The 22257-nt window shown below is 70.0% G+C and carries 27 protein-coding genes; 15 read left to right on the top strand and 12 right to left on the bottom strand.

The annotated features are described in order from the left end of the window. Positions 1-66 precede the first annotated feature (66 nt). Genes H7694_RS08835 through H7694_RS08820 form a run of 4 tightly spaced genes read left to right on the top strand, consistent with a single transcriptional unit; the run spans position 67 to position 2243 of the window. Positions 67-639, top strand: coding sequence for a biotin transporter BioY (locus tag H7694_RS08835; protein ID WP_193596174.1), 573 nt, complete (start codon positions 67-69; stop codon positions 637-639). After that, entirely contained in the window at positions 629-1327 is a 699-nt protein-coding gene (locus H7694_RS08830) for an energy-coupling factor ABC transporter ATP-binding protein (protein ID WP_193596173.1), read from the top strand. The genes H7694_RS08835 and H7694_RS08830 overlap by 11 nt, the downstream gene beginning before the upstream one ends. Then, entirely contained in the window at positions 1324-1920 is a 597-nt protein-coding gene (locus H7694_RS08825) for an energy-coupling factor transporter transmembrane component T family protein (RefSeq protein WP_193596172.1), read from the top strand. Before H7694_RS08830 ends, H7694_RS08825 begins: the two co-directional genes overlap by 4 nt. After that, complete coding sequence (locus tag H7694_RS08820) at positions 1917-2243, top strand: CHY zinc finger protein (RefSeq protein WP_193596171.1); 327 nt, start codon at positions 1917-1919, stop codon at positions 2241-2243. Before H7694_RS08825 ends, H7694_RS08820 begins: the two co-directional genes overlap by 4 nt. Here H7694_RS08820 and H7694_RS08815 read toward each other — a convergent pair. The 4 genes from H7694_RS08815 to H7694_RS08800 all read right to left on the bottom strand — a co-directional run bounded on the left by H7694_RS08815 (position 2222) and on the right by H7694_RS08800 (position 6284). Next, on the bottom strand, positions 2222-3541 hold the full coding sequence (locus H7694_RS08815) for an acyltransferase family protein (protein WP_193596170.1): 1320 nt from the start codon (positions 3539-3541) through the stop codon (positions 2222-2224). The two genes, H7694_RS08820 and H7694_RS08815, sit on opposite strands and share 22 nt — an antisense overlap. Positions 3542-3676: 135 nt before the next feature. Continuing rightward, positions 3677-4348: a response regulator gene (locus H7694_RS08810; protein ID WP_193596169.1), complete on the bottom strand. Its 672-nt coding sequence runs from the start codon at positions 4346-4348 to the stop codon at positions 3677-3679. Continuing rightward, positions 4345-5604 (bottom strand): sensor histidine kinase, encoded by a 1260-nt coding sequence (locus H7694_RS08805; protein WP_227468034.1) that lies wholly within the window; start codon positions 5602-5604, stop codon positions 4345-4347. The genes H7694_RS08810 and H7694_RS08805 overlap by 4 nt, the downstream gene beginning before the upstream one ends. 5 nt (positions 5605-5609) lie before the next feature. Further along, on the bottom strand, positions 5610-6284 hold the full coding sequence (locus tag H7694_RS08800; protein WP_193596167.1) for a DedA family protein: 675 nt from the start codon (positions 6282-6284) through the stop codon (positions 5610-5612). A gap of 147 nt (positions 6285-6431) precedes the next feature. On the opposite strand from H7694_RS08800, the gene H7694_RS08795 reads away from it, so the two are divergent. Continuing rightward, positions 6432-8030 carry an ABC-F family ATP-binding cassette domain-containing protein gene (locus tag H7694_RS08795; protein ID WP_193596166.1) on the top strand — a complete coding sequence of 533 codons (1599 nt, stop codon included), beginning with the start codon at positions 6432-6434 and terminating at the stop codon, positions 8028-8030. A gap of 234 nt (positions 8031-8264) precedes the next feature. Further along, positions 8265-9113, top strand: coding sequence for an endonuclease domain-containing protein (locus H7694_RS08790; RefSeq protein WP_193596165.1), 849 nt, complete (start codon positions 8265-8267; stop codon positions 9111-9113). 118 nt (positions 9114-9231) lie between these two features. Here H7694_RS08790 and H7694_RS08785 read toward each other — a convergent pair whose 3' ends face one another. From H7694_RS08785 to H7694_RS08770, 4 genes are all read right to left on the bottom strand, one after another. Further along, complete coding sequence (locus tag H7694_RS08785; protein ID WP_193596164.1) at positions 9232-10044, bottom strand: SURF1 family protein; 813 nt, start codon at positions 10042-10044, stop codon at positions 9232-9234. Continuing rightward, positions 10041-10238 (bottom strand): hypothetical protein, encoded by a 198-nt coding sequence (locus tag H7694_RS08780; RefSeq protein WP_193596163.1) that lies wholly within the window; start codon positions 10236-10238, stop codon positions 10041-10043. The genes H7694_RS08785 and H7694_RS08780 overlap by 4 nt, the downstream gene beginning before the upstream one ends. Further along, complete coding sequence (locus tag H7694_RS08775) at positions 10235-10720, bottom strand: DUF3099 domain-containing protein (protein WP_193596162.1); 486 nt, start codon at positions 10718-10720, stop codon at positions 10235-10237. The genes H7694_RS08780 and H7694_RS08775 overlap by 4 nt, the downstream gene beginning before the upstream one ends. A 65-nt stretch (positions 10721-10785) precedes the next feature. Beyond that, on the bottom strand, positions 10786-11220 hold the full coding sequence (locus H7694_RS08770) for a DUF4190 domain-containing protein (RefSeq protein WP_193596161.1): 435 nt from the start codon (positions 11218-11220) through the stop codon (positions 10786-10788). A gap of 139 nt (positions 11221-11359) precedes the next feature. On the opposite strand from H7694_RS08770, the gene fabG reads away from it, so the two are divergent. Next, positions 11360-12070, top strand: coding sequence for a 3-oxoacyl-ACP reductase FabG (gene fabG, locus H7694_RS08765; protein WP_193596160.1), 711 nt, complete (start codon positions 11360-11362; stop codon positions 12068-12070). On the opposite strand, the gene H7694_RS08760 is transcribed toward fabG, so the two are convergent. The 3 genes from H7694_RS08760 to glgC all read right to left on the bottom strand — a co-directional run bounded on the left by H7694_RS08760 (position 12064) and on the right by glgC (position 14748). Continuing rightward, positions 12064-12756, bottom strand: a complete 693-nt coding sequence (locus H7694_RS08760; RefSeq protein ID WP_193596159.1) for an alpha/beta fold hydrolase — start codon at positions 12754-12756, stop codon at positions 12064-12066. The genes fabG and H7694_RS08760 overlap by 7 nt on opposite strands. A 39-nt stretch (positions 12757-12795) precedes the next feature. Further along, positions 12796-13431, bottom strand: coding sequence for a phosphoserine phosphatase SerB (gene serB / locus H7694_RS08755; protein WP_193596158.1), 636 nt, complete (start codon positions 13429-13431; stop codon positions 12796-12798). A gap of 75 nt (positions 13432-13506) precedes the next feature. Then, positions 13507-14748 (bottom strand): glucose-1-phosphate adenylyltransferase, encoded by a 1242-nt coding sequence (glgC, locus tag H7694_RS08750; protein WP_193596157.1) that lies wholly within the window; start codon positions 14746-14748, stop codon positions 13507-13509. Between the two features lie 45 nt (positions 14749-14793). On the opposite strand from glgC, the gene glgA reads away from it, so the two are divergent. The 3 genes from glgA (at position 14794) to H7694_RS08735 (ending at position 17151) form a co-directional block, all read left to right on the top strand. After that, a complete protein-coding gene (gene glgA / locus H7694_RS08745) occupies positions 14794-15978 on the top strand; it encodes a glycogen synthase (RefSeq protein WP_193596156.1) in 1185 nt (394 codons plus the stop codon). 18 nt (positions 15979-15996) lie between these two features. Beyond that, positions 15997-16785 carry an ABC transporter ATP-binding protein gene (locus H7694_RS08740; RefSeq protein ID WP_193596155.1) on the top strand — a complete coding sequence of 263 codons (789 nt, stop codon included), beginning with the start codon at positions 15997-15999 and terminating at the stop codon, positions 16783-16785. Positions 16786-16899: 114 nt separating this feature from the next. Beyond that, positions 16900-17151 (top strand): type B 50S ribosomal protein L31, encoded by a 252-nt coding sequence (locus H7694_RS08735; protein ID WP_193596154.1) that lies wholly within the window; start codon positions 16900-16902, stop codon positions 17149-17151. A gap of 63 nt (positions 17152-17214) precedes the next feature. On the opposite strand, the gene H7694_RS08730 is transcribed toward H7694_RS08735, so the two are convergent. Beyond that, the gene (locus H7694_RS08730) at positions 17215-17922 is read right to left on the bottom strand and encodes an exonuclease domain-containing protein (RefSeq protein WP_193596153.1); all 708 of its coding nucleotides are present in this window, start codon (positions 17920-17922) and stop codon (positions 17215-17217) included. 69 nt (positions 17923-17991) lie between these two features. Between H7694_RS08730 and H7694_RS08725 the strand changes: the two genes are divergently transcribed. The 5 genes from H7694_RS08725 to ettA all read left to right on the top strand — a co-directional run bounded on the left by H7694_RS08725 (position 17992) and on the right by ettA (position 22254). Beyond that, complete coding sequence (locus tag H7694_RS08725; protein ID WP_193596152.1) at positions 17992-18615, top strand: LysE family translocator; 624 nt, start codon at positions 17992-17994, stop codon at positions 18613-18615. Between the two features lie 82 nt (positions 18616-18697). Beyond that, positions 18698-19219: a peptide-methionine (S)-S-oxide reductase MsrA gene (msrA, locus tag H7694_RS08720; RefSeq protein WP_193596151.1), complete on the top strand. Its 522-nt coding sequence runs from the start codon at positions 18698-18700 to the stop codon at positions 19217-19219. 130 nt (positions 19220-19349) lie between these two features. Then, positions 19350-19883, top strand: a complete 534-nt coding sequence (locus H7694_RS08715) for a single-stranded DNA-binding protein (RefSeq protein WP_193596150.1) — start codon at positions 19350-19352, stop codon at positions 19881-19883. Between the two features lie 67 nt (positions 19884-19950). Continuing rightward, entirely contained in the window at positions 19951-20466 is a 516-nt protein-coding gene (locus H7694_RS08710; protein ID WP_193596149.1) for a DUF6993 domain-containing protein, read from the top strand. A gap of 108 nt (positions 20467-20574) precedes the next feature. After that, on the top strand, positions 20575-22254 hold the full coding sequence (gene ettA / locus H7694_RS08705) for an energy-dependent translational throttle protein EttA (protein WP_193596148.1): 1680 nt from the start codon (positions 20575-20577) through the stop codon (positions 22252-22254). Positions 22255-22257: the final 3 nt, after the last annotated feature.

The following is a 22257-nucleotide window of genomic DNA, read 5'->3' as shown; positions in this document are numbered from 1 at the left end:
ACGTCGTTCAGGTGAACAGCGTTCAGGATGTCCGCACCCGGCGGAGCATCCGGAAGGAGCCCCTCGATGTCCGAAGCCCGCCCCGTCGGAGCCGATCTCGCCCGGATCGCCGTCTTCGCCGCCCTCATCATCGTCCTCGGCACGGTGACCATCCCCGTCCCGGGCGGCGTGCCCATCACCGCGCAGACCCTCGGCGTCATGCTGGCTGGCCTCGTGCTCGGCGCTCGTCGCGCACCGCTGGCGATCCTCGTCGTGCTCGTCCTCGCCGCTGTCGGACTGCCCGTCCTCGCCGGCGGACGCGGCGGACTCGGAGTGTTCATGGGACCGACCGCCGGCTACCTGGTCGGATGGATCGCCGGTGCGATCGTGATCGGGCTCATCGCCCACCGTGGCCGGTTCACCTGGTGGCGCGCGGCGATCGCCGTGGTCGTCGGCGGCATCCTCGTCGTGTACCTCTTCGGCATCCCGGTGCAGGCGCTGGTCACCGGCGTTCCGCTCGGGCCGACCGTGCTCTCGAGCCTGGTGTTCCTTCCCGGCGACCTGCTGAAGGCCGGCGTCGCGGTGCTGCTCGCCGTCGCGCTGCGCCGCGCGTATCCCCGTGCGTTCCCGGCAGGAGCGCGCGTCGCGCATGCGGGCTGAGCCGGTCGCGACCGGCACGGTGATCGAATGCGACCGGGTCGGCGTCGAGGTGGCCGGGGCGGTGCTGCTGCAGGATGTCAGCCTGCGGCTCACCGCGGCCCGCACTGCCGTCATCGGCGCCAACGGTTCGGGGAAGTCGACCTTCGCCCGGCTGCTGAACGGTCTGCGCACGCCGACCTCCGGACGCATCCGGGTGCACGGCCTCGACCCGGTGAAGGATGCCGCCCGCCTTCGGCGACGGGTCGGGTTCGTGTTCACCAACCCTGAGGCGCAGATCCTCATGCCCACGGCGGCCGAGGATCTTGCGCTGTCGCTGCGCGAGCTGCCGAAGCCCGAACGGGCGGCGCAGATCGCCCGCATCCTCGAGCGTCACGGGCTCGGCGACCGCGCCGACGTGCCGGCATCCGCCCTCTCGGGAGGGCAGCGTCAGCTGCTCGCGATCGCCTCGGTCCTCGCCACCGAACCCGCGCTGCTCGTCGCCGACGAGCCGACCACGCTGCTGGATCTGCGCAACGCGCGGCGGATCGGCGACCTGCTCATGGCGCTCGACGTGCCGCTCGTCCTCGTCACGCACGACCTCGAGCTCGCCGCGCGCTGCGACGAGGTGGTGCTGTTCGAGGACGGCCGGGTGCACGCCGCAGGCGAGCCCGCCGAAGTGATCGCCGAGTACCACCGGATGTCCGCATGATCTCGCTGTACCGGCCGGGCGACGGCATCCTGCACCGGATGCCGGCAGGGGCCAAGCTGACGCTGCTCGCTGCCTGCGCTCTGGCCCTGTCGCTGCTGCCGATCGGCGTTCCGGGCACCCTCGCGGTGCTCGCGTGCGTCTCGGCGCTGTATCCGGTCGCGGGCCTGCCGCTGCGCGAGCTCGGCGAGGCCTGGTGGCGGCTGCGCTGGCTGATCCTCGTGCTCGGCGGCGCACTGTGGGTGTTCACCTCGGCGCACGACGCGGTCGTGAACACCGGACGCGTGATCGCCCTGCTGCTGCTGGCGGATCTCGTCACGCGCACGACGCGGATGGGCGATCTGCTCGATGTGCTGCGCCGGGTGCTCGCACCGCTGCGCCGCGTCGGCGTGGATCCCGAGGTGGTGGCGCTGACCCTGTCGCTGACGATCGCGATGATCCCCGTCATCGCGTCATTCGCCGGCCAGGTGCGCGACGCGCAGCGTGCCCGCGGCGTGCGGCTCGGCCCGCGTGCGGCCCTGCCGCTGCTTGTGATGACCATGCGCCACGCCGACGACGTCGGCGACGCGCTCGTCGCCCGGGGGATCGGACGATGATCCGTCTCGGTGCGCAGATCGTGCACGGTGCCGCCATCGACGCGCAGACCCGGTGCGTCCACTACCGCAGCGAGGCCGACATCGTCGCGATGCGCTTCCACTGCTGCGGCGACTGGTACCCCTGCGTGCGCTGCCACGACGAGGCCGTCGCGCACGAGCGCACGGTCTGGCCCGCCGACGACGCCGAGGTACAGGCGGGCCTGTGCGGTGCCTGCGCGCAGACCATGTCGATCGCCCTCTACCGCGAGAGCGTCGCCTGCCCCGCCTGCGGTGCGGCGTTCAACCCGCGCTGCGCGCTGCATCACGAGCTGTACTTCGCCTGACCGGCCACGGCCGCGCTCGACCGCGGCGCTGCGGCGGGCACCGCAGAGATGACGGCGCGGGATGCCGCGCCCGCACCGGCCAGACGCAGCGCCGCCAGCCAGCATCCGATGGCGACGGATGCCGTCAGCGGCGACGTGCCCACCACCAGCAGCAGCACCACACCGGCCACGCCGAGCGCCGTCGCCGCCACCGCGCGTGCGGCAGACGTCGACACCGGGACAGGGCGTGAGGTCTCCAGACGTGACAGCGGCACCGCGAGCAGCGCCGTGAGGGTGAAGGCACTCGCGAGCCACAGCGGGCGGCTCAGCCACCACTCCGCCGAGGCGGGAGCCGGAAGCGGCGCGTTCGCGACGATCGGGGTCAGCGCAGTGAGCCCGGCGAGGGTCAGCAGCACGGGCATGTGCCACAGGTAGATCGTCATCGCGCGTGCCGAGACGAATCTCACGACCGCCGTCGCATCACGGCGCTCGGCGATGCGCGCCAGCTGCGGGCGCAGCAGCGAGAAGGCCATCGTGTGGACGACACCGACCAGCAGCAGCGCGGTCGTCGGCGGGTTGATGTTCGCGATCAGATCAGGGGAGTGCAGGCCGAGCGCGAACGAGACCACCAGCAGGGCGAGGGCCGTCAGCCCGATGCGCACCCGGGTACGCGCCGAGAGTGCGTCGATCCGGCCGTCGGCGAGCAGGAAGCCGCCCTGCTGCAGGGCGAGCCACACGAAGGCGAGGTTCACGAAGCCGACGGCGTCGACGCCGGTGGCGGCGCGCACGATGTCGACCGCCAGCGCGGCGCCGGCGAGGGCCGCGAGCGACCGCAGCGGCGCGAGAGCGTGCAGACGCAGCATCACCGGAAGCAGCGCCTGGCAGAGCAGGAAGACGCCGAGGAACCACAGCGGCTGCCCGAACCGGTAGCCGGCGATGCCGACGAGCTCCGTGCTCACCCCGGCATCCCGCAGCAGCGCGAGCAGCACGCCGGCCGTGCCGACCGCGGCGACGGCGGGTACGAGCAGGCGGCGCACTCGCGCCGCGACGAACGCGGTGGGGGAGTCGCCGCGCAGCAGCCGTGCGCGCAGCGCGGTCGCACCGGAGAAGCCGCCGATGACGAAGAACAGCGGCATGACCTGCAGCATCCAGCTCACCGGGATGAGCCAGACGCCGGTCTCGCCGGCGTTCTCGAACACCGGACCGGCAGGTGACACGGTCACGCCGACCATGAGTGCGTGCAGGGTGACGACGCCGATGATGCACAGCGCGCGGACGAGATCGATCGCGCCGTCGCGGTGCGGGGAGAGTGCGGTCATGTGATGCCTCCAGGTCGTTGCCAGGAGGCTATGGAGACGGTGCCGCGGCGGACATCAACCCGTGGAGGTGTGATCTCTCATACCGTGGGGTGAGGTGCGGCGGGCGGTCGGCCCGCGGGTGTCGGCCTGCGGGTGTCAGGCTGCAGGCTCGACGAGACCGGCGTCGTAGGCGAGGATCACCGCGTGCACACGGTCGCGCAGGGCGAGCTTGGCGAAGATCTTGCCGACGTGCGTCTTGACGGTCTGCTCGGCGATGAACAGCTCGCCGCCGATCTCGCTGTTCGAGCGTCCCCGGCCGATGAGGGTGAGCACTTCGAGCTCCCGCTCGGTGAGATCACCCAGATCGGCGCGCGCCTGCGGGGCGGCAGGGCGGCGCGCCGCGAAATGCTCGATCATCCGGCGCGTCACGCGCGGTGCGAGCAGGGCGTCACCGGCGGCGATCACGCGCACCGCGTGTACGAGCTCATCGGGCAGGGCGTCCTTGAGCAGGAACCCGCTCGCGCCGGCCTGCAGCGCGTCGTACACGTAGTCGTCGATGTCGAAGGTGGTGAGCATGAGGATCCGCGGCACCTTGGCCGCCGGGTACGACGGCCCCAGGATGCGACGGGTCGCCTCGATGCCGTCGAGCTCGGGCATGCGCACATCCATCAGGATCACGTCCGGGTCCAGCCGGGCAGACAGTGCGACCGCTTCGCGCCCGTCGGCGGCCTGCCCGGTGACGCGGATGCCGTCGTGCGCATCCAGCAGTGCGGCGAAGCCCGCTCGCACCATGGCCTGATCGTCGGCGATGAGCACCTCGATGGTCACGCGGATCCTTCCGTAGTCGTAGTCGTAGTCGTAGTCGTGGTCGATGTCGATGTCGATGCGGTGGCCGAGACTTCGGTCGCGGCGGGCTGCCGGGGGATGCGGGCGGAGACGGTCCAGCCATCGCCGTCGCGATCCGCGTGGATCTCGCCGCCCAGCAGCGTCGCGCGTTCGGTCATGCCGCGCAGGCCGTGCCCGGGGGTGCCCGGGTCGCTGGGCGGAACGGGGGTGTTGCGGACGACGACCTGCACGTCATCGCCGGCCGTGGTCACGGAGACGCCGATCGATGAGCCGGGGGCGTGCCTGACCGCGTTGCTGAGCGACTCCTGCACGATGCGGTAGACGGCGATCTGAACGGCAGCCGAGATCTCGCCCTCGACCTCGTGGGTGAGATCCACGGGCGCCCCGGCCCTGCGGGTGGAATCGACGAGGGCGGGGATGTCGTCGATGCCGCGCTGCGGAGCGAGTTCGGCGGTGTGGTCCTCGGTGCGCAGCACGCCCAGGATGCGGCGCATCTCGGTGAGCGAGGACCGAGCGGTCGCGGCGATCGAGTCGAACTCGGCGATCGCCTCGTCGGGCAGGCCCGGTGCGCGGAACCGCGCGGTGGAGGCCTGCACCTGGATGAGCGACATGCTGTGCGCGACGACGTCGTGCAGCTCGCGGGCGATGCGCGTGCGCTCCTCGACGAGTTCGCGGCGCGAACGCTCGAACTCCGCATGCTCGCGCTCGCGGGTCAGTTCGGCGCCCAGGCGGATCCGTCCGGCGAGCAGGACACCGACGACGAAGGCGACCGTCGCGATCGATGCGGTGACGATGAGGTCGGCCCCTGCCGCGCCGGCGGATGCCGCGTCGGGAAGCAGCAGTGGCGCTGCCAGCGAGCCCATCAGCCCCAGCAGCAACGCGAGTGAACCGAGACGCCAGCCGTGCTGCATCGTGAGGGTGAGCACGAACAGCGCGAACAGGATCAGTGCAGGCACCGACCACGGCCACGGCCAGACCGGATCCCGGTCGGGGGAGACAGTGAGCGGCAGCACGAACGCGGCGACCGTGAACACGGCGACGCTCGAGCGCGGGTACCAGAGGGCGAGCAGAGGTGCGGCGCACATGCCGGCGCCGAGCAGGAAGGCCACCGGCACCGAGACCCCGTACAGCGCGGCGAGGATCGGGACGAGGATCGCGTACAGCGCGACCAGTGCGACGGCGAGGAGCCAGAAGGTGACGCCCAGCCGCGGCCGTTGGGTGCTCGCGGTGGCGCTCATGTCTGTCATCCTCTCACTGACGCCAGCTGCTCGGCGGCGTCCGTGCCGGCGGCGCTGGTGGCCGCGGCGACCGCGCGTGCGCGGCGCCGGTGCGAGGCGAACCGGTCGATGACCAGGCCGATGAGCACAGCGAACACGACGCCGATGACCGCGCTGAGCAGAGGCTGTCCCTGCAGCCAGTGCCCGGCGAGCATCCCGATGGCGGCGCTGTAGACCGCCCATGTGACGCCGCCGAGGAACGACAGCGGCAGGAAGCGCCGCCAGGGGTAGCGCAGCGCCCCGGCGGACATGTTGACGGCCACGCGACCGACCGGGATGTAGCGGGCGCCGAGGATGAGACCCGCTCCGCCGCGGTCCAGCGCCCGGCCGGCGTCGGCGAAGGCGGAGGCCACCCGCGGGCGCCGCATCCAGCGGAAGCGCCCGCTGCCCACACCCCGGCCGATACCCCGGCCGATGCTGTAGGCGATGTTGTCACCGACCATCGCTCCCAGTGCGCCCGCCGCGCACAGCAGCACCATGTTCACGTCGCCGCCCGCCCCGGCCACGGCGGCCGCGGCCACCAGCACCGTCTCACTCGGGATCGGCGGGAAGAAGCCGTCGATCCCGGCGACCGCGAAGAGGATCACGGGGATCCACGGCGAGGCGACCGCCTGAAGGATGAGGTCGTTGACGATGTCCACCTGACGACGGTACGAACAAGGCACCGGGCCGCACATCAGCCCGGAGTATCGTCCGGGTCATACCGTGGAGGGGTCTTCAGGCGGCGGCGAACTATACTGAGAGGCTGGCCGTTCGGCCGATCCCTCCCCGACGAAACGGAATCTGCTGTGCTCGCCGTGCATGACCTCGAGATCCGCGTGGGCGCACGCGTGCTCATGTCCGACGTGTCGTTCCGCGTCGCCGACGGCGACAAGATCGGGCTCGTCGGGCGCAACGGAGCGGGAAAGACCACACTGACGAAGGTGCTCGCCGGTGACGTGCTGCCCTCGGAGGGCAAGGTCACCAGCTCCGGCGAACTCGGGTATCTGCCGCAGGATCCGCGCACGGGTGACCCCGAGATGCTCGCGCGCACCCGCATCCTCGACGCCCGCGGGCTCGGCTCCATCCAGCTGACCATGGCACAGGCGTCGCAGGACATGGCATCCGACGACCCGAAGATCGCCGAGCGCGCGATGCGGAAGTTCGCGAACGCGACCGAGCGCTTCGAGTCGCTCGGCGGCTACGCCGCCGAGGCCGAGGCGGCATCCATCGCCCACAACCTGTCGCTGCCCGACCGCATCCTCGACCAGCCGCTGAAGACGCTCTCGGGTGGTCAGCGGCGACGCATCGAACTGGCACGGATCCTGTTCTCCGACGCCGGCACCATGATCCTCGACGAGCCCACCAACCACCTCGACGCCGACAGCGTCGTGTGGCTGCGCGAGTTCCTCAAGGGATACAAGGGCGGGCTGATCGTGATCAGCCACGACGTCGAGCTCGTCGGCGAGACCGTGAACCGCGTCTTCTACCTCGACGCGAACCGGCAGGTCATCGACATCTACAACATGGGCTGGAAGCACTATCTGCGCCAGCGCGTGGCCGATGAGGAGCGCCGCAAGAAGGAGCGCGCGAACGCCGAGAAGAAGGCCACCCAGCTGCAGCTGCAGGCGGCCCGCTTCGGCGCCAAGGCGTCGAAGGCTGCCGCCGCCCACCAGATGGTGGCACGCGCCGAGAAGCTGCTGTCGGGACTGGAGGACGTGCGCCAGGTCGACCGGGTCGCCAAGCTGCGCTTCCCGAAGCCCGCCCCGTGCGGCAAGACCCCGCTGATGGCATCCGGCCTGTCGAAGTCGTACGGATCGCTGGAGATCTTCACCGACGTGGATCTTGCGATCGACCGCGGATCGAAGGTCGTCGTGCTGGGGCTCAACGGTGCAGGAAAGACCACGCTGCTGCGCATCCTCGCCGGCGTCGACAAGCCCGACACCGGGCAGCTCGAACCGGGCCACGGCCTGAAGGTCGGCTACTACGCGCAGGAGCACGAGAACCTCGACGTCGACCGCTCGGTGCTGCAGAACATGATGTCGGCGGCGCCCGACATCACCGAGACCGAGGCGCGCAAGGTGCTGGGCTCGTTCCTGTTCACCGGCGACGACGTGCTCAAGCCCGCAGGAGTGCTCTCCGGCGGTGAGAAGACGCGCCTGTCGCTGGCGACCCTGGTGGTGTCGTCGGCGAACATGCTGCTGCTGGACGAGCCGACCAACAACCTCGACCCCGCCTCGCGCGAGGAGATCCTCGGCGCCCTGGCGCACTACGAGGGCGCTGTCGTGCTCGTCTCGCACGACCCGGGGGCCGTGGAGTCGCTGAATCCCGAGCGCGTGCTGATCCTTCCCGACGGCGTCGAAGACATCTGGAGCCGCGAGTACCAGGAGCTCATCGAACTCGCCTGAGCCTGCTGCGGCTGGGCTGTGGCTGTGGCTGTGGCTGTGGCTGTGGATGCCGCCGCCGCCGCGCCGCAGAATCTCGCAGATCTGCACGATCTCGCGGCGAATCGCGAGGATCTCTGCGAGATCCTGCAGAACTGCGAATCCCACTTCGCTCCACAATCGGGATACTGCGCTGGGTTCTCCACAATCACCGGGGGCGGCGCCCGTGTGAGCTGGTCTCCTGGCCAGACTCAGGGCATGAATCAGCGGGAACGCATCCAGCGCGCGGCCCTCGTCGTGCGCGCTCTCGGCGGTGTCGCGCGCGTGCGCACACTGCACGGCCAGCATGTGAGCCGACATGACATCGACCTCGCGATCCACGCTGGACTGCTGGCCAGGGTCAGGAACGGATGGGTCGCCGAGCCCACGGCGGATCGGATGCTGGTGGATGCTGCGCGCCACGGCGCGGTGATCACCTGTGTCACGCAGGCGAAGCGGCTGGGGCTGTGGGCACATGACCCTGAACCGCGGCTGCATTGGGGCGTGACGCCGGGAAGTGCGGGTGGCAAGCCCGCGCACGTCCAGGTGCACTGGGCGAGACCGCTCGTCCCGCGGCATCCGGATGCTCTGGAGGATCCGATCGAGAACGTTCTCGCGCTGGTGGCCGACTGCGAGCCGCGCGAGCAGGCGCTGGCCACCTGGGAGTCGGCGCTGAACCAGCGTCTGGTCACGCGTGATGCACTCGAGCGACTGCCGCTGAAGACCCGCACGCGTGCCCTGCTCCGCGACGCGGTGCCGTTCGCCGACTCGGGTCTGGAGACCTACCTGCGCGAGCGCCTGCGCTGGCTCCGCTTGCACCTGACGTTCCAGGTGTGGATCGCCGGCCACTGCGTCGATCTGCTGATCGGCGATCGCCTCGTGCTGCAGATCGATGGCGCCACGCACACCGGTGAGCAACGCGACGCCGACATCCGGCATGACGCCGAGCTGATGCTGATGGGCTACCGGGTCATCCGCGTCGGTTACTGGCAGGTGATGGAGCAGTGGCACCTGGTTCAGGACCAGATCCTGCGGGCGGTGGCGCAGGGTCTGCACCTGGCGCGCTGAGCAGAACTTCGCAGATCCGCACGATCTCGCAGGAACTCGGGCAGATCTCTGCGAGATCCTGCAGAACTGCGAATCCCTGCCGAGGCGACGGAGGCGAGGAGGCGGGCAGGGGTGGCGGTCAGCGGTGGACCGCGTCGAGCAGGGCGTCCTCGTCGTCGGCATCCGCATCGCGGCGGCGCCGTTCGCGCCGGGGCTGCTCGCCGGCGTCCTCACGGGCCTTCACGATCTCGGTGCGGATCATGTAGCCGATGAAGGCGAAGCCCATGATCGCGAACAGGATCCACTGGATCGCGTACGACAGGTGCGGGCCGGGGTCTTCGGTGGGGGAGTCGAAGCCGCCAGGGGCGGTGCCCGGTGCGGGATCCTCGGATGCCAGCTGTCCGTACGCGCCGGTGATGATGTCGGCGTCCACGCGTTCGTCGACCGTGGGGAGGTGGATCGTCGGCACCTGGCCCTCCGGCGCGCTGCGACCCGACGACGGCAGACGCTCGCCCGGACGCAGCCGCACGATCACGGTGGCCTCGCCCTGCGGCGGTGCCGGCACGGCTGACGGCGACGAATCCTCGGCGGGGCGCACCCAGCCGCGGTCGACGATGAGCACACGTCCGCTGTCGTCGCGGAAGGGCACCAGCACCTCGAACGCACTCGTGCCGCCGTGCGGGCGGTTGCGCACCAGCAGCTGCTCGTCGGCGAGGTACTCGCCGTGCAGGCGGACTGGATGCCATTCGGCATCCGCCGGCAGCGCGCCGTCCTCGCCGATCAGCTCATCCACCGGAACCGGATCGGCGTCGTAGTTGCGCTCGACCAGGGCGAGCTGCGTGGCACGCTGCTCGTTGCGGTCGAACTGCCACTGGCTCAGGAAGACGCAGGCGATCGCGAAGGCGATCGCGACGGCCAGATAGCCGCTCCAGCGGATCAGTCGCTGTCTCATTCGGGCAACCCCTCCTTCACCTCGACGGGGAAGTCCCGGGCTCGCAGGTATTCGCTGAGGAACCCGACGTGCTCATCGCACGCGGGCCAGATCTTGCGGCGGTCCTCAGCGTGGATGCGGGGATTGCGCCAGATGATGTGATGGGTGGCCTCGGCGCGGCAGGCGGCGCGGGCGCACTCGACCCGGCCGCTCACGCGGCATCGTCCGAGTCATGGCCGCGGGCGTCCGAGGCAGGGCCCGTGCTGGACGACCCGTCCTGCTCGGCATCCGGATCCTCACCCGCATCGGCGTCCGCGGGCTCCGGGACGGGCGCGGCGTCTTCACCCGCGTCGTCACCCGCAACGTCACGTCGCTCGTGGACCGTGTAGACCGCGGGTTCCTCCGTCTGCGGCGCCGGTGCGTCCGCCCCGGACCCCAGCTGCAGCGTCGGCGACTCGATCGTCGACGGCGTGCTGTCGCTGCCCGCGTTCGCGTAGACGACGGCGATGTACGGCAGGAAGATCGCGCCGGCCGCGAACACCCACGTCCACCACCCCATCGGCACGAGCGCCATCAGCAGGAAGCAGACGGTGCGGATGCCCATCGTCAGCGCGTAGCGGCGCACACGATGGGTCGCCTCGTCCTGCGGCGACTGCGGAAGCGAGGTGACAGCGGGGGCGTGTCGGGTGTGTCTCACGGTGCTTCCAGCCTACGCCGCCGCGCGTCGTGCCAAGGCCGAAGCCGGGCGCGCGATCGCAGGGCTCAGCTGAACAGGAACGGGGTGGCGAATGCGCCGAAGCTCAGCAGCGCCACCAGTCCCACGATCACGGCGATCGCGGCGACGCCTACCGCGACGTACCCGGTCACCAGTCCCGTGATCGCCATGCCCCGGCCGCCCGTGCCAGGACGCTTCTTCAGCTGCGACAGGGCGACGTGTCCGAGAAGGACGGCGGCCAGCGACACGAAGAACGGCATCACGAGGAACACGACGAACACGTTGCCAAGCAGGCCGGCCAGACCGCAGATCATTGACGCCAGCGCGAGACCGTTCGTCGGAGGCGCGGCAGCGTAGCCGTTCCCGGCGGCGGGCGGCACCGGGACGTACCCGGCGGCGGGCGGTGCGTACTGACCGGGCTGGGCCGGGTGGGCCGGCTGAGCCGGGGTCGGATGCTGCTGCGGTGCGAACTGATCGCTCATGATTCCCCCTCGTCACCGCCCAGGCTCCCAGTCGCTCGTTGTCGTGTCAATCCGGGCGGTGCTCGAGGCGGCTGCGGCAGGGAGCCGCTCGCACGATCGATAGGATGTCCTGCGTCCGTCCCCTCAGGCAGGAGCCCCCATGAGCACTGATCGCGTCGTCCTCGTCACCGGTGGAAACCGCGGCATCGGCCGTGCCATCGCTGAGCGCTTCGTGCGCGACGGCTACCGCGTGGCCGTCACGGCCCGCAGCGGCGAGGGCCCCGAGGGAACGCTCACGGTGCGTGCGGATGTCACGGATGCCGCCGCCGTCGACGCGGCGTTCACCGAGGTCGAGCAGAAGCTCGGGCCGGTCGAGATCGTCGTGGCGAACGCGGGCATCACCAAGGACACGCTGCTCATGCGCATGAGCGAGGACGACTTCGACAGTGTGGTCGCCACGAACCTCGGCGGCTCGTTCCGGGTCGTCAAGCGCGCGTCGAAGGGGATGCTGCGCGCGCGCTTCGGCCGCGTGATCCTCATCTCCAGCGTCGTGGGGCTGTACGGCTCGGCCGGTCAGGTGAACTACGCCGCCTCGAAGAGCGCCCTGGTCGGCTTCGCCCGCTCGCTCACGCGCGAGCTGGGCGGCCGCGGCATCACCGCGAACGTCGTGGCGCCCGGCTTCATCGAGACCGACATGACGGCCGAGCTGCCGGAAGAGACCCAGAAGCAGTACAAGGCCAGCATCCCCGCCGGCCGCTTTGCCACGGCCGCCGAGGTCGCCGGCGCCGTCGTGTGGCTCGCGGGCGAGGACGCCGGCTACATCTCCGGCGCCGTCATCCCCGTCGACGGCGGCCTGGGAATGGGTCACTGACCGCGGTCGACCGCCTCGACGATCTGCTCTGCCAGCCGCGCCGGCATCGAGAACTGCGGCCAGTGACCTGAGCCGAGCGTGACGACCTTCGCATCGCCGATCGCCGCGAACTCGTCGCGATAGGCGGGCCACTCGCCGAGCATCCCCTCCAGCGCGTCGCGATCCACCCCACCCATGAGCAGAGTCACCGGCACGTCGTGCCGGCGCGGATCGGTGAGCGCGATCGGGTCGGTGGGCACCCGCGCCGGCACGCTCCGGGTGAGCGGTGCGGTGCGGGCGCGTGTCGCATCGTCGAGGTCGTACACATCCTCGTCGGGGAAGTGATCCCAGCCGGGGAAGGGCACGACGCCGTCGACGACCTCGAACTCGCTGATGCCGTTGCCCGGCGCCGGCGGGACCGTGTCGACGAAGACCACGCGTGCGACGCGGTCCGGGCGTGCGTCGGCCGCTCCCCAGACGACGTTCCCGCCGCCGGAGTGCCCCACCAGCACCACCGGCGCCTCGAGCGCGTCGATGCGCTCGACCACCGCGGCGACCCAGTCGTCCATGCCGAGGTCGGACGCCGGCTCGCCGAGCCCGGGGAGCGTGAGCGGATGGACGCGGTGGCCCGCCGCAGTGAGCGCGGGCGTCACCTCGTCCCATGAGGATGCGTCGAGCCAGAGACCGGGAACGAGGATGATGTCCATGCCGCCGACACTAACGAGGGCGTCGGACATCCGCGAGGGTCACGGCAGCAGCGGGATGACCGCCGAGAGATCCTGCGGGCCGACCACGAGCGAGGCCGCCGCGCGCACCGCCGGCTTGGCGTTGAACGCGAGCCCGAGGCCTGCGGTCTTCATCATGATGAGGTCGTTCGCGCCGTCACCGATCGCGATCGTGGTGTGCGGGGCGACGCCGAGCTCCGCTGCCCACTCCTGCAGGGAATCGGCCTTGACCTGGGCGTCGACGATGTCGCCGTCGACCGTGCCGTCGAGCGCGCCGTCGACGACGGTCAGCCTGTTCGCCCGCCAGCGGTCGACGCCGAGCTGAGGAGCGATGTGGTCGAGGATCTCGTGGAACCCGCCCGAGACGACGCCCACGATCCCGCCGCGCTCGTGCACGGCGTCGACCAGCTCGTGCACGCCGGGCGTCGGCTCGATGCGTGCCCGCACCCGCTCGAACGCCTCGGTGGGAACGCCCTTCAGCGCCTGCACGCGCGAACGCAGGCTCGCGGCGAAGTCGACCTCGCCGCGCATGGCCGCCTCGGTCGCCGCCTGCACCTCGGCGCGCCGACCTGCCTCATCGGCGAGAAGCTCGATCACCTCGTTGCGGATGAGGGTGGAATCGGCATCGAGGACGACGAGGAAACGCGCAGAGGTCACCCGACGAGCGTAGCGGGCGCGGCCGGCCGGCTCGTGCGAGCGGCCACCGTGTGACGACGGGGAGCGCGGTGACGGTCAGCGTTCGATGCGGATGCCCTTGCCGACGACGGTGATCCCGGAGTCGGTGACCGTGAAGCCCCGCTCCAGATCGCGTTCACGGTCGACGCCGACAGTCGCGCCGTCCTCGAGGATGACGTTCTTGTCGAGCACCGCGCGGTGCACGCGCGCACCCAGGCCCACCTGCACCTGATCCAGCAGCACGGAGTCGGTGATCGTCGACCCACCCGCCGCCATGGTGCCGACGCTGACCACGCTGCGCTCCAGGTGCGTGCCCGAGAGCACCGACCCGACCGAGACGATCGAATCGATCGCGTTGCCGATGCGTCCCACGGCGTCGCGCACGAACTTCGCCGGAGGCGTGTTCACGCTCTGCGTGCGGATCGGCCACATCGTGTTGTACAGGTTGAAGATCGGCAGCGTCGAGATCAGATCCATGTGCGCGTCGTAGTACGAGTCGATCGTTCCGACATCGCGCCAGTACGACCGGTCGCGCGGTGACGAACCAGGCACGTCGTTCTGCTTCATGTCGTAGTAGCCGGCTTCGCCGCGTTCGACGAAGTACGGGATGATGTCGCCGCCCATGTCGTGGCCCGAGCTCGCGGATTCGCCGTCGGCCTCGACCGCGGCGATGAGGGCATCCGTGTCGAAGACGTAGTTGCCCATCGAGACGAGCACCTCGTTGGGGGAGTCGGCGAGCCCCGTCGGGTCGCTGGGCTTCTCGAGGAAGTCGCGGATGCGGCCGGACTCGGGGTCGGCGTCGATGACGCCGAACTGCGAAGCCAGCGCCAGCGGCTGACGGATGCCGGCGACGGTGGCCGCCGCGCCGGACTCGACGTGCGCATTGACCATCTGCTTGAAGTTCATCCGGTACACGTGGTCGGCGCCGATGACCACGACGATGTCGGGCTTCTCGTCGTTGATGAGGTTCAGGCTCTGCAGGATGGCATCCGCCGACCCCGAGAACCAGCGCTTGCCGAGCCGCTGCTGGGCCGGGACGGATGCCACGTACGAGTCGAGCAGTGCGGACATCCGCCAGTTCTGCGAGATGTGCCGGTCGAGGCTGTGCGACTTGTACTGGGTCAGCACCACCACCTGGCGCAGCCCCGAGTTGATGAGGTTGGAGATCGCGAAATCGATCAGCCGGTACTGTCCGCCGAACGGAACCGCGGGTTTCGCCCTGTCCGCTGTCAGGGGCATCAGCCGCTTGCCCTCGCCGCCGGCGAGGATGATCCCGAAAACCTTCTTAGGTGCCGACATGGCTCCACAATAGAGCGCACCACCGGGATGTACTACCGTGCAGACATGCGAGTCGACATCATCACGAAGGAGTACCCGCCCGAGATCTACGGCGGTGCCGGAGTGCACGTCGCGGAGCTCGTCTCGGCGCTGCGGCGGAGCATCGACGTGCAGGTGCGTGCTTTCGGCGGTGAGCGGGGCGAACCGGGCACGCACGCGTACCGGACTCCGGATGAGCTGACCGGCGCCAATCCCGCCGTGCAGACGCTCGGCACGGATCTCGCGATGGTGGGTGATGTCGCAGGCGCCGACGTCGTGCACAGTCACACCTGGTACGCCAATTTCGCCGGGCATCTCGCGGCTCAGCTGCACGGCATCCCGCACGTGCTGACCGCGCACAGTCTCGAGCCGCTGCGTCCCTGGAAGGCCGAGCAGCTCGGCGGCGGCTACGCCGTCTCGAGCGGCATCGAGAAGCTCGCCTACGAGAACGCCGCCGCGATCGTGGCCGTCAGCGCAGGGATGCGTGCCGACATCCTGCGCAGCTACCCGCAGGTGGATCCCGCCCGGGTGCGCGTGATCCACAACGGCATCGACGTCGAGCGGTGGCGCCCCGTCGAGAACCCGGAGCTCCTGCGCAGCATCGGGATGGACCCGGCTCGGCCCTCGGTGGTCTTCGTCGGCCGGATCACCCGGCAGAAGGGCCTGCCGTACCTGCTGCGCGCCGCGCAGCAGCTGCCGCCCGAGGTGCAGCTCGTGCTCTGCGCAGGTGCCCCGGACACTCCGGAGATCATGGCCGAGGTGCAGGAGCTCGTGCGGCTGCTGCAGCAGACCAGGCAGGGGGTCATCTGGATCGAACGGATGCTGCCGCGCGACGAGCTCTCGGCGATCCTCGCCGCGGCGACCACCTTCGTCTGCCCGTCGGTGTACGAGCCGCTCGGCATCGTCAACCTCGAGGCCATGGCGTGCGGCGCCGCGGTGGTCGGCACCGGCACCGGCGGCATCCCGGAGGTCGTCGAGGACGGCGTGACCGGACGGATCGTGCCGATCGAGCAGCTGCAGGACGGCACCGGGACCCCGGTGGACCCCGAGCGGTTCGTCTCGGATCTTGCCGGGACGCTCGCCGAGGTGACAGGGGACCCGGCGCGGGCCGCCGAGTACGGCGCCGCGGGGAGGGAGCGTGCGCGGTCGCACTTCAGCTGGGATGCGATCGCCGACACCACGCGCGCGCTGTACGAGGAGCTGACCTCCTGAGCCGATAGGCTGGGCAGCATGTCGAGCGCTCTGGAACTCACCGATGTCGTCGTGCGCCGTGAGGGGCGCAACATCGTCGATCACGTGACCTGGCAGGTCACCGAAGAGCAGCGCTGGGTCGTGCTCGGCCCCAACGGCGCGGGCAAGACCACGCTCCTGCAGATGGCTGACACGCTCATGCATCCGACCTCGGGCACCGTCACGGTGCTGGGGGAGCAGCTGGGCCGCACCGACGTGTTCGAGATCCGTCCGCGGATCGGCTTCGCCTCCTCGGCCATGGCCCGCCGCATCCCGCGCGATGAGACGGTGCTGAACACCGTGATGACCGCGGCGTACTCGGTGCTGGGCCGCTGGAACGAGGATTACGAGGGCATCGACGAGCGCCGTGCGCGCCGGGTGCTGGCCGACTGGAAGCTCGAGCACCTCGCCGAGCGGCTGTTCGGCACGCTCAGCGATGGTGAGCAGAAGCGCGTGCAGATCGCCCGCGCCGTCATGACCGACCCCGAGCTGCTGCTGCTGGACGAGCCGACTGCGAGCCTCGACCTCGGATCGCGCGAGGAGCTGCTGCACCTGCTCAGCGGGTACGCCGCCTCGCCCTCGACCCCGGCCATGGTCATGGTCACCCACCACGTCGAGGAGATCCCCGTCGGCTTCACCCATGTGCTGCTGCTGCGCGAGGGCCGCGCTGTCGCGCAGGGCCCGATCGCCGAGACGCTCACGGCCGAGGCGCTCACCGAGGCGTTCGGAATGCCGATCGTGCTCACGGCGGACGGCGGCCGCTACGCGGCGCGCGCGGCCGGCGCCTGATCGGACGCCGGATCGGGGCCTCGACCAAGAGGTGCTAAACTGGATCCTTGGTGCAATCGCACCGCAGACTTCCCTCGCCCCTGGCAGAATCCAGGGCACCACTTAAGGAATCCCATGAAGACTGACATCCACCCCGACTACCAGGCCGTCGTGTTCCGTGACCTCGGCTCGGGCGAGACGTTCCTCACCCGTTCGACCGTCACCAGCGACAAGACCATCGAGCTGGACGGTGTGGAGTACCCCGTCGTCGACGTCGAGATCTCCTCGGCTTCGCACCCCTTCTACACGGGCAAGCAGCGCATCATGGACTCGGCCGGTCGCGTCGAGAAGTTCAACCAGCGCTTCAAGAACTTCGGCTCCAAGTAAGCCGTCTCACGAAGGCCCCGCTCCGGCGGGGCCTTCGTCGTATTCGGATGCCATCCGGCCCCATCAGGTGCGGATCGGCCAGCTGCCGTCGAGCGTCTCCTGCGGGTCGAGCCGCCCCACGCTGATGAAGTACTCCGTCAGGCTCGCGGCCTGATCGCGCGCCCAGCCGATCTGCTGCGTGTGCAGCTCGGTGGCGGTGCCGGGCAGCGGGTACGCCCTGGCGAGCGCCAGGGCGACGCGGCCGGCGGCCACGGCATCCGCCGACGCCTCATGCGCGGCGTCGAGCGGGACGGCGTAGTGCTCGGCGACGACGCTCAGCGTGCGCTTTCCGCGCCGGTACCGGTCGTACGCCTTGTCGATCACCAGCGGATCGATGATCGGCTGCGGTGCGGAGAGCACCGGGATGCCGTGCCGCGCGGCCTCGTGCGCGAGCAGCGAGAAGTCGTAGGAGGCGTTGTATGCCACGATCGGCATACCCTGGGCGAACAGCATCCGCAGTGCCGAGCTGACCTCTGCCACGACCTCGTGGGCGGGCCGGCCGCGCGCGCGGGCGTGCTCGGTGGTGACACCGTGCACCGCGGTGGCGCCGTCGGGGATCGCGATGCCGGGGTCGGCGAGCCAGTCCCTGGCGGCGATCTCGCGTCCGTGACGGTCGAGCACGCCCACATGGGCGGTCACGATGCGATCGCTCGTGACGTCGACTCCGGTGGTCTCCAGGTCGAAGACGCCGACGCGGGTGAGCCAGTCCGGAAGCTGCGCTGGGGTGGTCATGACCACACCGTAGAACGGGCCGCCGACGTCCGGTCGGGGGGCCCGCCGGGAAGCCCCTACACTGTGCTGGTGACCTGGACGGTATGGCTCTCGCTGCTCGTGGCATGCGTGGTGATCAGCTTCACTCCCGGAGCCGGGGCGATCAACACGATGAGCAATGCGCTCAGCCAGGGCTGGCGCCGTTCGCTGTGGGGCGTGCTGGGCCAGCAGGCGGCACTGATCGTGCACGTCGTCATCGTCGCCGCCGGGGTCGGCCTGTTCGTTGCGCAGTCCCCGGTGCTGTTCGAGATCATCAGATACGCGGGCGCCGCCTACCTGGTGTATCTCGGGGTGCGGCTGATCCTCGCCCGACCGCAGCCCGACGCCGCGATCGAGGGATCCCGCTCGCGTGAGCACGCCTGGTCGATCTTCCGCCGCGGGTTCTGGGTCAACATCCTCAACCCGAAGGCGATCGTGTTCTTCCTCGCCTTCGTCCCGCAGTTCGTGCGGCTCGACCGTGATCCGCTGCCGCAGTACCTCATCCTCATCGGCACGGTGATCGTGGTCGATGTGCTGGTCATGTGGTTCTTCTTCGCCGCCGCGGCCAAGCCTTTCCGCCGCTTCACCCGCGACGTGCGCGGCCAGCGCGTGCTGAACACCGTCTTCGGCATCCTGTTCATCGCCGTGGCCGCGCTGCTGCTGTTCGTGCACTGAGCTATTCGAACGCCGAGCTGCGCGTGCCCGGAAAGCCGTTCGCTGCGAGCCGGGTCCTCTCCGGGAGGCGTAGCGTGGAGGCATGGAAACCTTCGTGCTCGCCGGCGGCTGCTTCTGGTGCCTGGATGCCGCCTATCGTCCGCTTCGCGGTGTCAGCTCGGTCGTCTCGGGTTATACGGGCGGCACGGCACCGAACCCCTCGTACGAGCAGGTGTGCACGGGCACGACGGGCCACGCCGAGGCGGTGGCGGTGACGTTCGACCCTGAGGTGATCCCCGCCGATGTCATCCTCGACGCGTACTTCACCATGCACGACCCGCGGCAGCTGAACCGTCAGGGCAACGACATCGGCACCCAGTACCGCAGCGCCATGTTCCCGGCCGACGACGCGCAGCGCGAGCTGTTCGAGACGGCGCGCTCCCGGGCGGCGACGTTCTGGGACGGCGAACCGGTGACGACCATGGAGCCGCTCGGCGAGTTCCACCCGGCCGAGGACTACCACCAGGACTTCTTCGCGAAGAACCCGACGCAGGGGTACTGCCTGGCGGTGGCCGTGCCGAAGGTGAACAAGGTGCGCGCGCGCTTCACCGAGTACCTCTCCTAGGCATTCCCCCTGCACCGCCGCGCAATCAGCGGGAGTTCTCCACCGATCGCGTGAATCCGCGTCACGGCGTCGGATGCCGCCGTGCACTCTGTACGGACCCGGGCACGTCCCGGCCAGCAGAGGAGTACGGATGAGCATCAACCAGAACACCGTGACCGTCACCGGCAACATCGGCAACGACCCGACGCGAAGCCGCACCACCAGTGGGACACCGGTGCTGAACTTCCGGGTCGGGGTGTCGTCGGGGTACTTCGACCGGCGCACCGGCGCCTGGGTCGACGGCGACACGAGCTGGTACGCGGTCGCGGCCTACGGCAACCTCGCCGAGCACGCGCACGGGTCGCTGCGCCGCGGCGACCCGATCGTGATCATCGGCCGGCTGAAGATCCGCGAGTGGGAGGCGAACGGCAAGAAGGGCGTCAGCGCCGACATCGTCGCGGACACGATCGGGCACGACCTGAACCGTGGCACCAGCGCCTTCGTCCGCCGCGCGCGGCCCGGGGGAGCCACCGCGCCTTCGCAGGTCGAGGACACCGCCGGCGACGAGGTGCCCGAGGATCACCGCACGGCATGGGATGCCGCCGGCCTGCACGACCCCGAGGTGCCTGCGGCGGACGACGAGTTCGAGACGACCGCGAACCGGGAGGAGTTCGCCGACGCGTGACGGTTCGCGGGAAGCCCGGCCGGGCGCCGGGACGGATGCCGGTGGCGCTGCGCCTAGACTGCTGAGCGTGCTCCGTGGGTCATCCGTCTCCGGCCGCCTGCGCGGTCGTATCGTCGCGGCGATCGCCGTATCGGCAGCGCTGACGGGGCTTCTCGCCGCGTGCACGGGAGCGGATGCCGGAGCGGATGCCGCCGCCACAGGCGCAGTCAGGGGCTCGCCGGCATCGTCAGGGGCAGCCGCGGGCCCGCCCGAGCTGGTGCCGGGCGGCACGGCATCCGACAATCTGCCGCTGTTCGCCGCGGTGACCGCCGAGGTCTGGGAGTCGGAGGCAAGGGCCGAGGGTCGTGCGTACATCGACGCACTGGTCGCCGCGGGGTTCGACAAGCAGCGGATGCAGGTCACCGCCGACCGCACCACCGTCGGCAACCCGGTCGAGAGCCTGCAGTTCTCCCTCGCCTGGAGTGACGCGGAGTGCCTGATCGGCCAGGTCGGGCCGTCCACCGGAGAACCGGTGACCGAGGTCATGCCGCAGCTCGCCGGGGGACGATGCCTGATCGGCCAGACCCGCCCTATCGACTGGTGAACCGGCCGCGTGCGGGCGGGGCCGAGCGCGCTCGCGAAGACGGGTAGGCTGGTGTGTCGGCTCCCCGGAGCCGTTCCGCCCGCCTGCTGACAGAAGGAGAGCTGCTTCGTGGCCGAGTACATCTATTCCATGGTGCGAGCCCGCAAGGCGGTGGGCGACAAGCTCATCCTGGACGACGTCACCATGGCGTTCCTGCCCGGAGCGAAGATCGGCATGGTCGGCCCCAACGGCGCCGGAAAGTCGACGATCCTCAAGATCATGGCGGGCCTGGACACGCCGTCCAACGGCGAGGCGAAGCTGACCCCCGGCTTCTCCGTCGGCATCCTCATGCAGGAGCCCGAGCTCGACGAGACCAAGACCGTGCTGGAGAACATCCAGGACGGCGTCGCGATCAAGCCCAAGCTCGACCGCTTCAACGAGATCTCGGCGCTGATGGCCGAACCCGACGCCGACTTCGACTCGCTGCTGGCCGAGATGGGCGTGCTGCAGGAGGAGATCGACGCCGCAGACGGCTGGGATCTCGACTCGCAGCTCGATCAGGCCATGGACGCGCTGCGCACCCCGCCGGCCGACGCCGAGATCGCCCCGCTCTCCGGTGGTGAGAAGCGTCGTGTCGCGCTCGCGAAGCTGCTGCTGCAGAAGCCCGACCTGCTGCTGCTCGACGAGCCCACCAACCACCTCGACGCCGAGAGCGTGCTCTGGCTCGAGCAGCACCTGCAGGCGTACAAGGGCGCGGTGATCGCGATCACCCACGACCGGTACTTCCTCGACAACGTTGCCGAGTGGATCGCCGAGGTCGACCGCGGCCGCCTGATCGGCTACGAGGGCAACTACTCCACCTACCTGGAGAAGAAGGCCGAGCGCCTCGACATCCAGGGCAAGAAGGACGCCAAGCTCGCCAAGCGACTGAAGGACGAGCTCGAGTGGGTTCGCTCCAGCGCCAAGGGCCGCCAGACCAAGTCGAAGGCCCGTCTGGCCCGCTACGAGGAGATGGCTGCCGAGGCCGAGCGCACCAGGAAGCTCGACTTCGAGGAGATCCAGATCCCCGCAGGACCCCGACTGGGCAACGTGGTCATCGACGCGAAGAACCTCAAGAAGGGCTTCGGCGACAGGGTGCTCATCGACGGGCTGAGCTTCAACCTGCCGCCCAACGGCATCGTCGGCATCATCGGACCCAACGGCGTCGGCAAGACCACGCTGTTCAAGACGATCGTCGGCCTGGAGCCGCTCGACGGCGGCGAGCTGAAGATCGGCGAGACCGTCAAGATCAGCTACGTCGACCAGTCGCGCGCGAACATCGACCCCGACAAGAACCTCTGGGAGGTCGTCTCGGACGGACTCGACTTCATCACGGTGGGCAAGACCGAGATCCCCTCGCGCGCCTACGTGTCGAAGTTCGGCTTCAAGGGACCCGACCAGCAGAAGAAGGCCGGCGTGCTCTCCGGTGGTGAGCGCAACCGGCTGAACCTCGCCCTCACCCTCAAGGAGGGCGGCAACCTGCTGCTGCTCGACGAGCCCACCAACGACCTCGACATCGAGACGCTCAGCTCGCTCGAGAACGCGCTGCTCGAGTTCCCCGGCTGCGCCGTGGTCATCACCCACGACCGGTGGTTCCTCGACCGCATCGCCACGCACATCCTCGCCTACGAGGGCACCGACGAGAACCCCTCGCAGTGGCACTGGTTCGAGGGCAACTTCGAGTCCTACGAGAAGAACAAGATCGAGCGCATGGGCCCGGAGGCGGCTCGCCCGCACCGCACCACCCACCGCAAGCTCACGCGCGACTGATCC

This window comes from Microbacterium sp. YJN-G (genome assembly GCF_015040615.1).
Lineage (GTDB): Bacteria > Actinomycetota > Actinomycetes > Actinomycetales > Microbacteriaceae > Microbacterium.
This window is presented reverse-complemented; position numbering and strand designations above follow the sequence as displayed.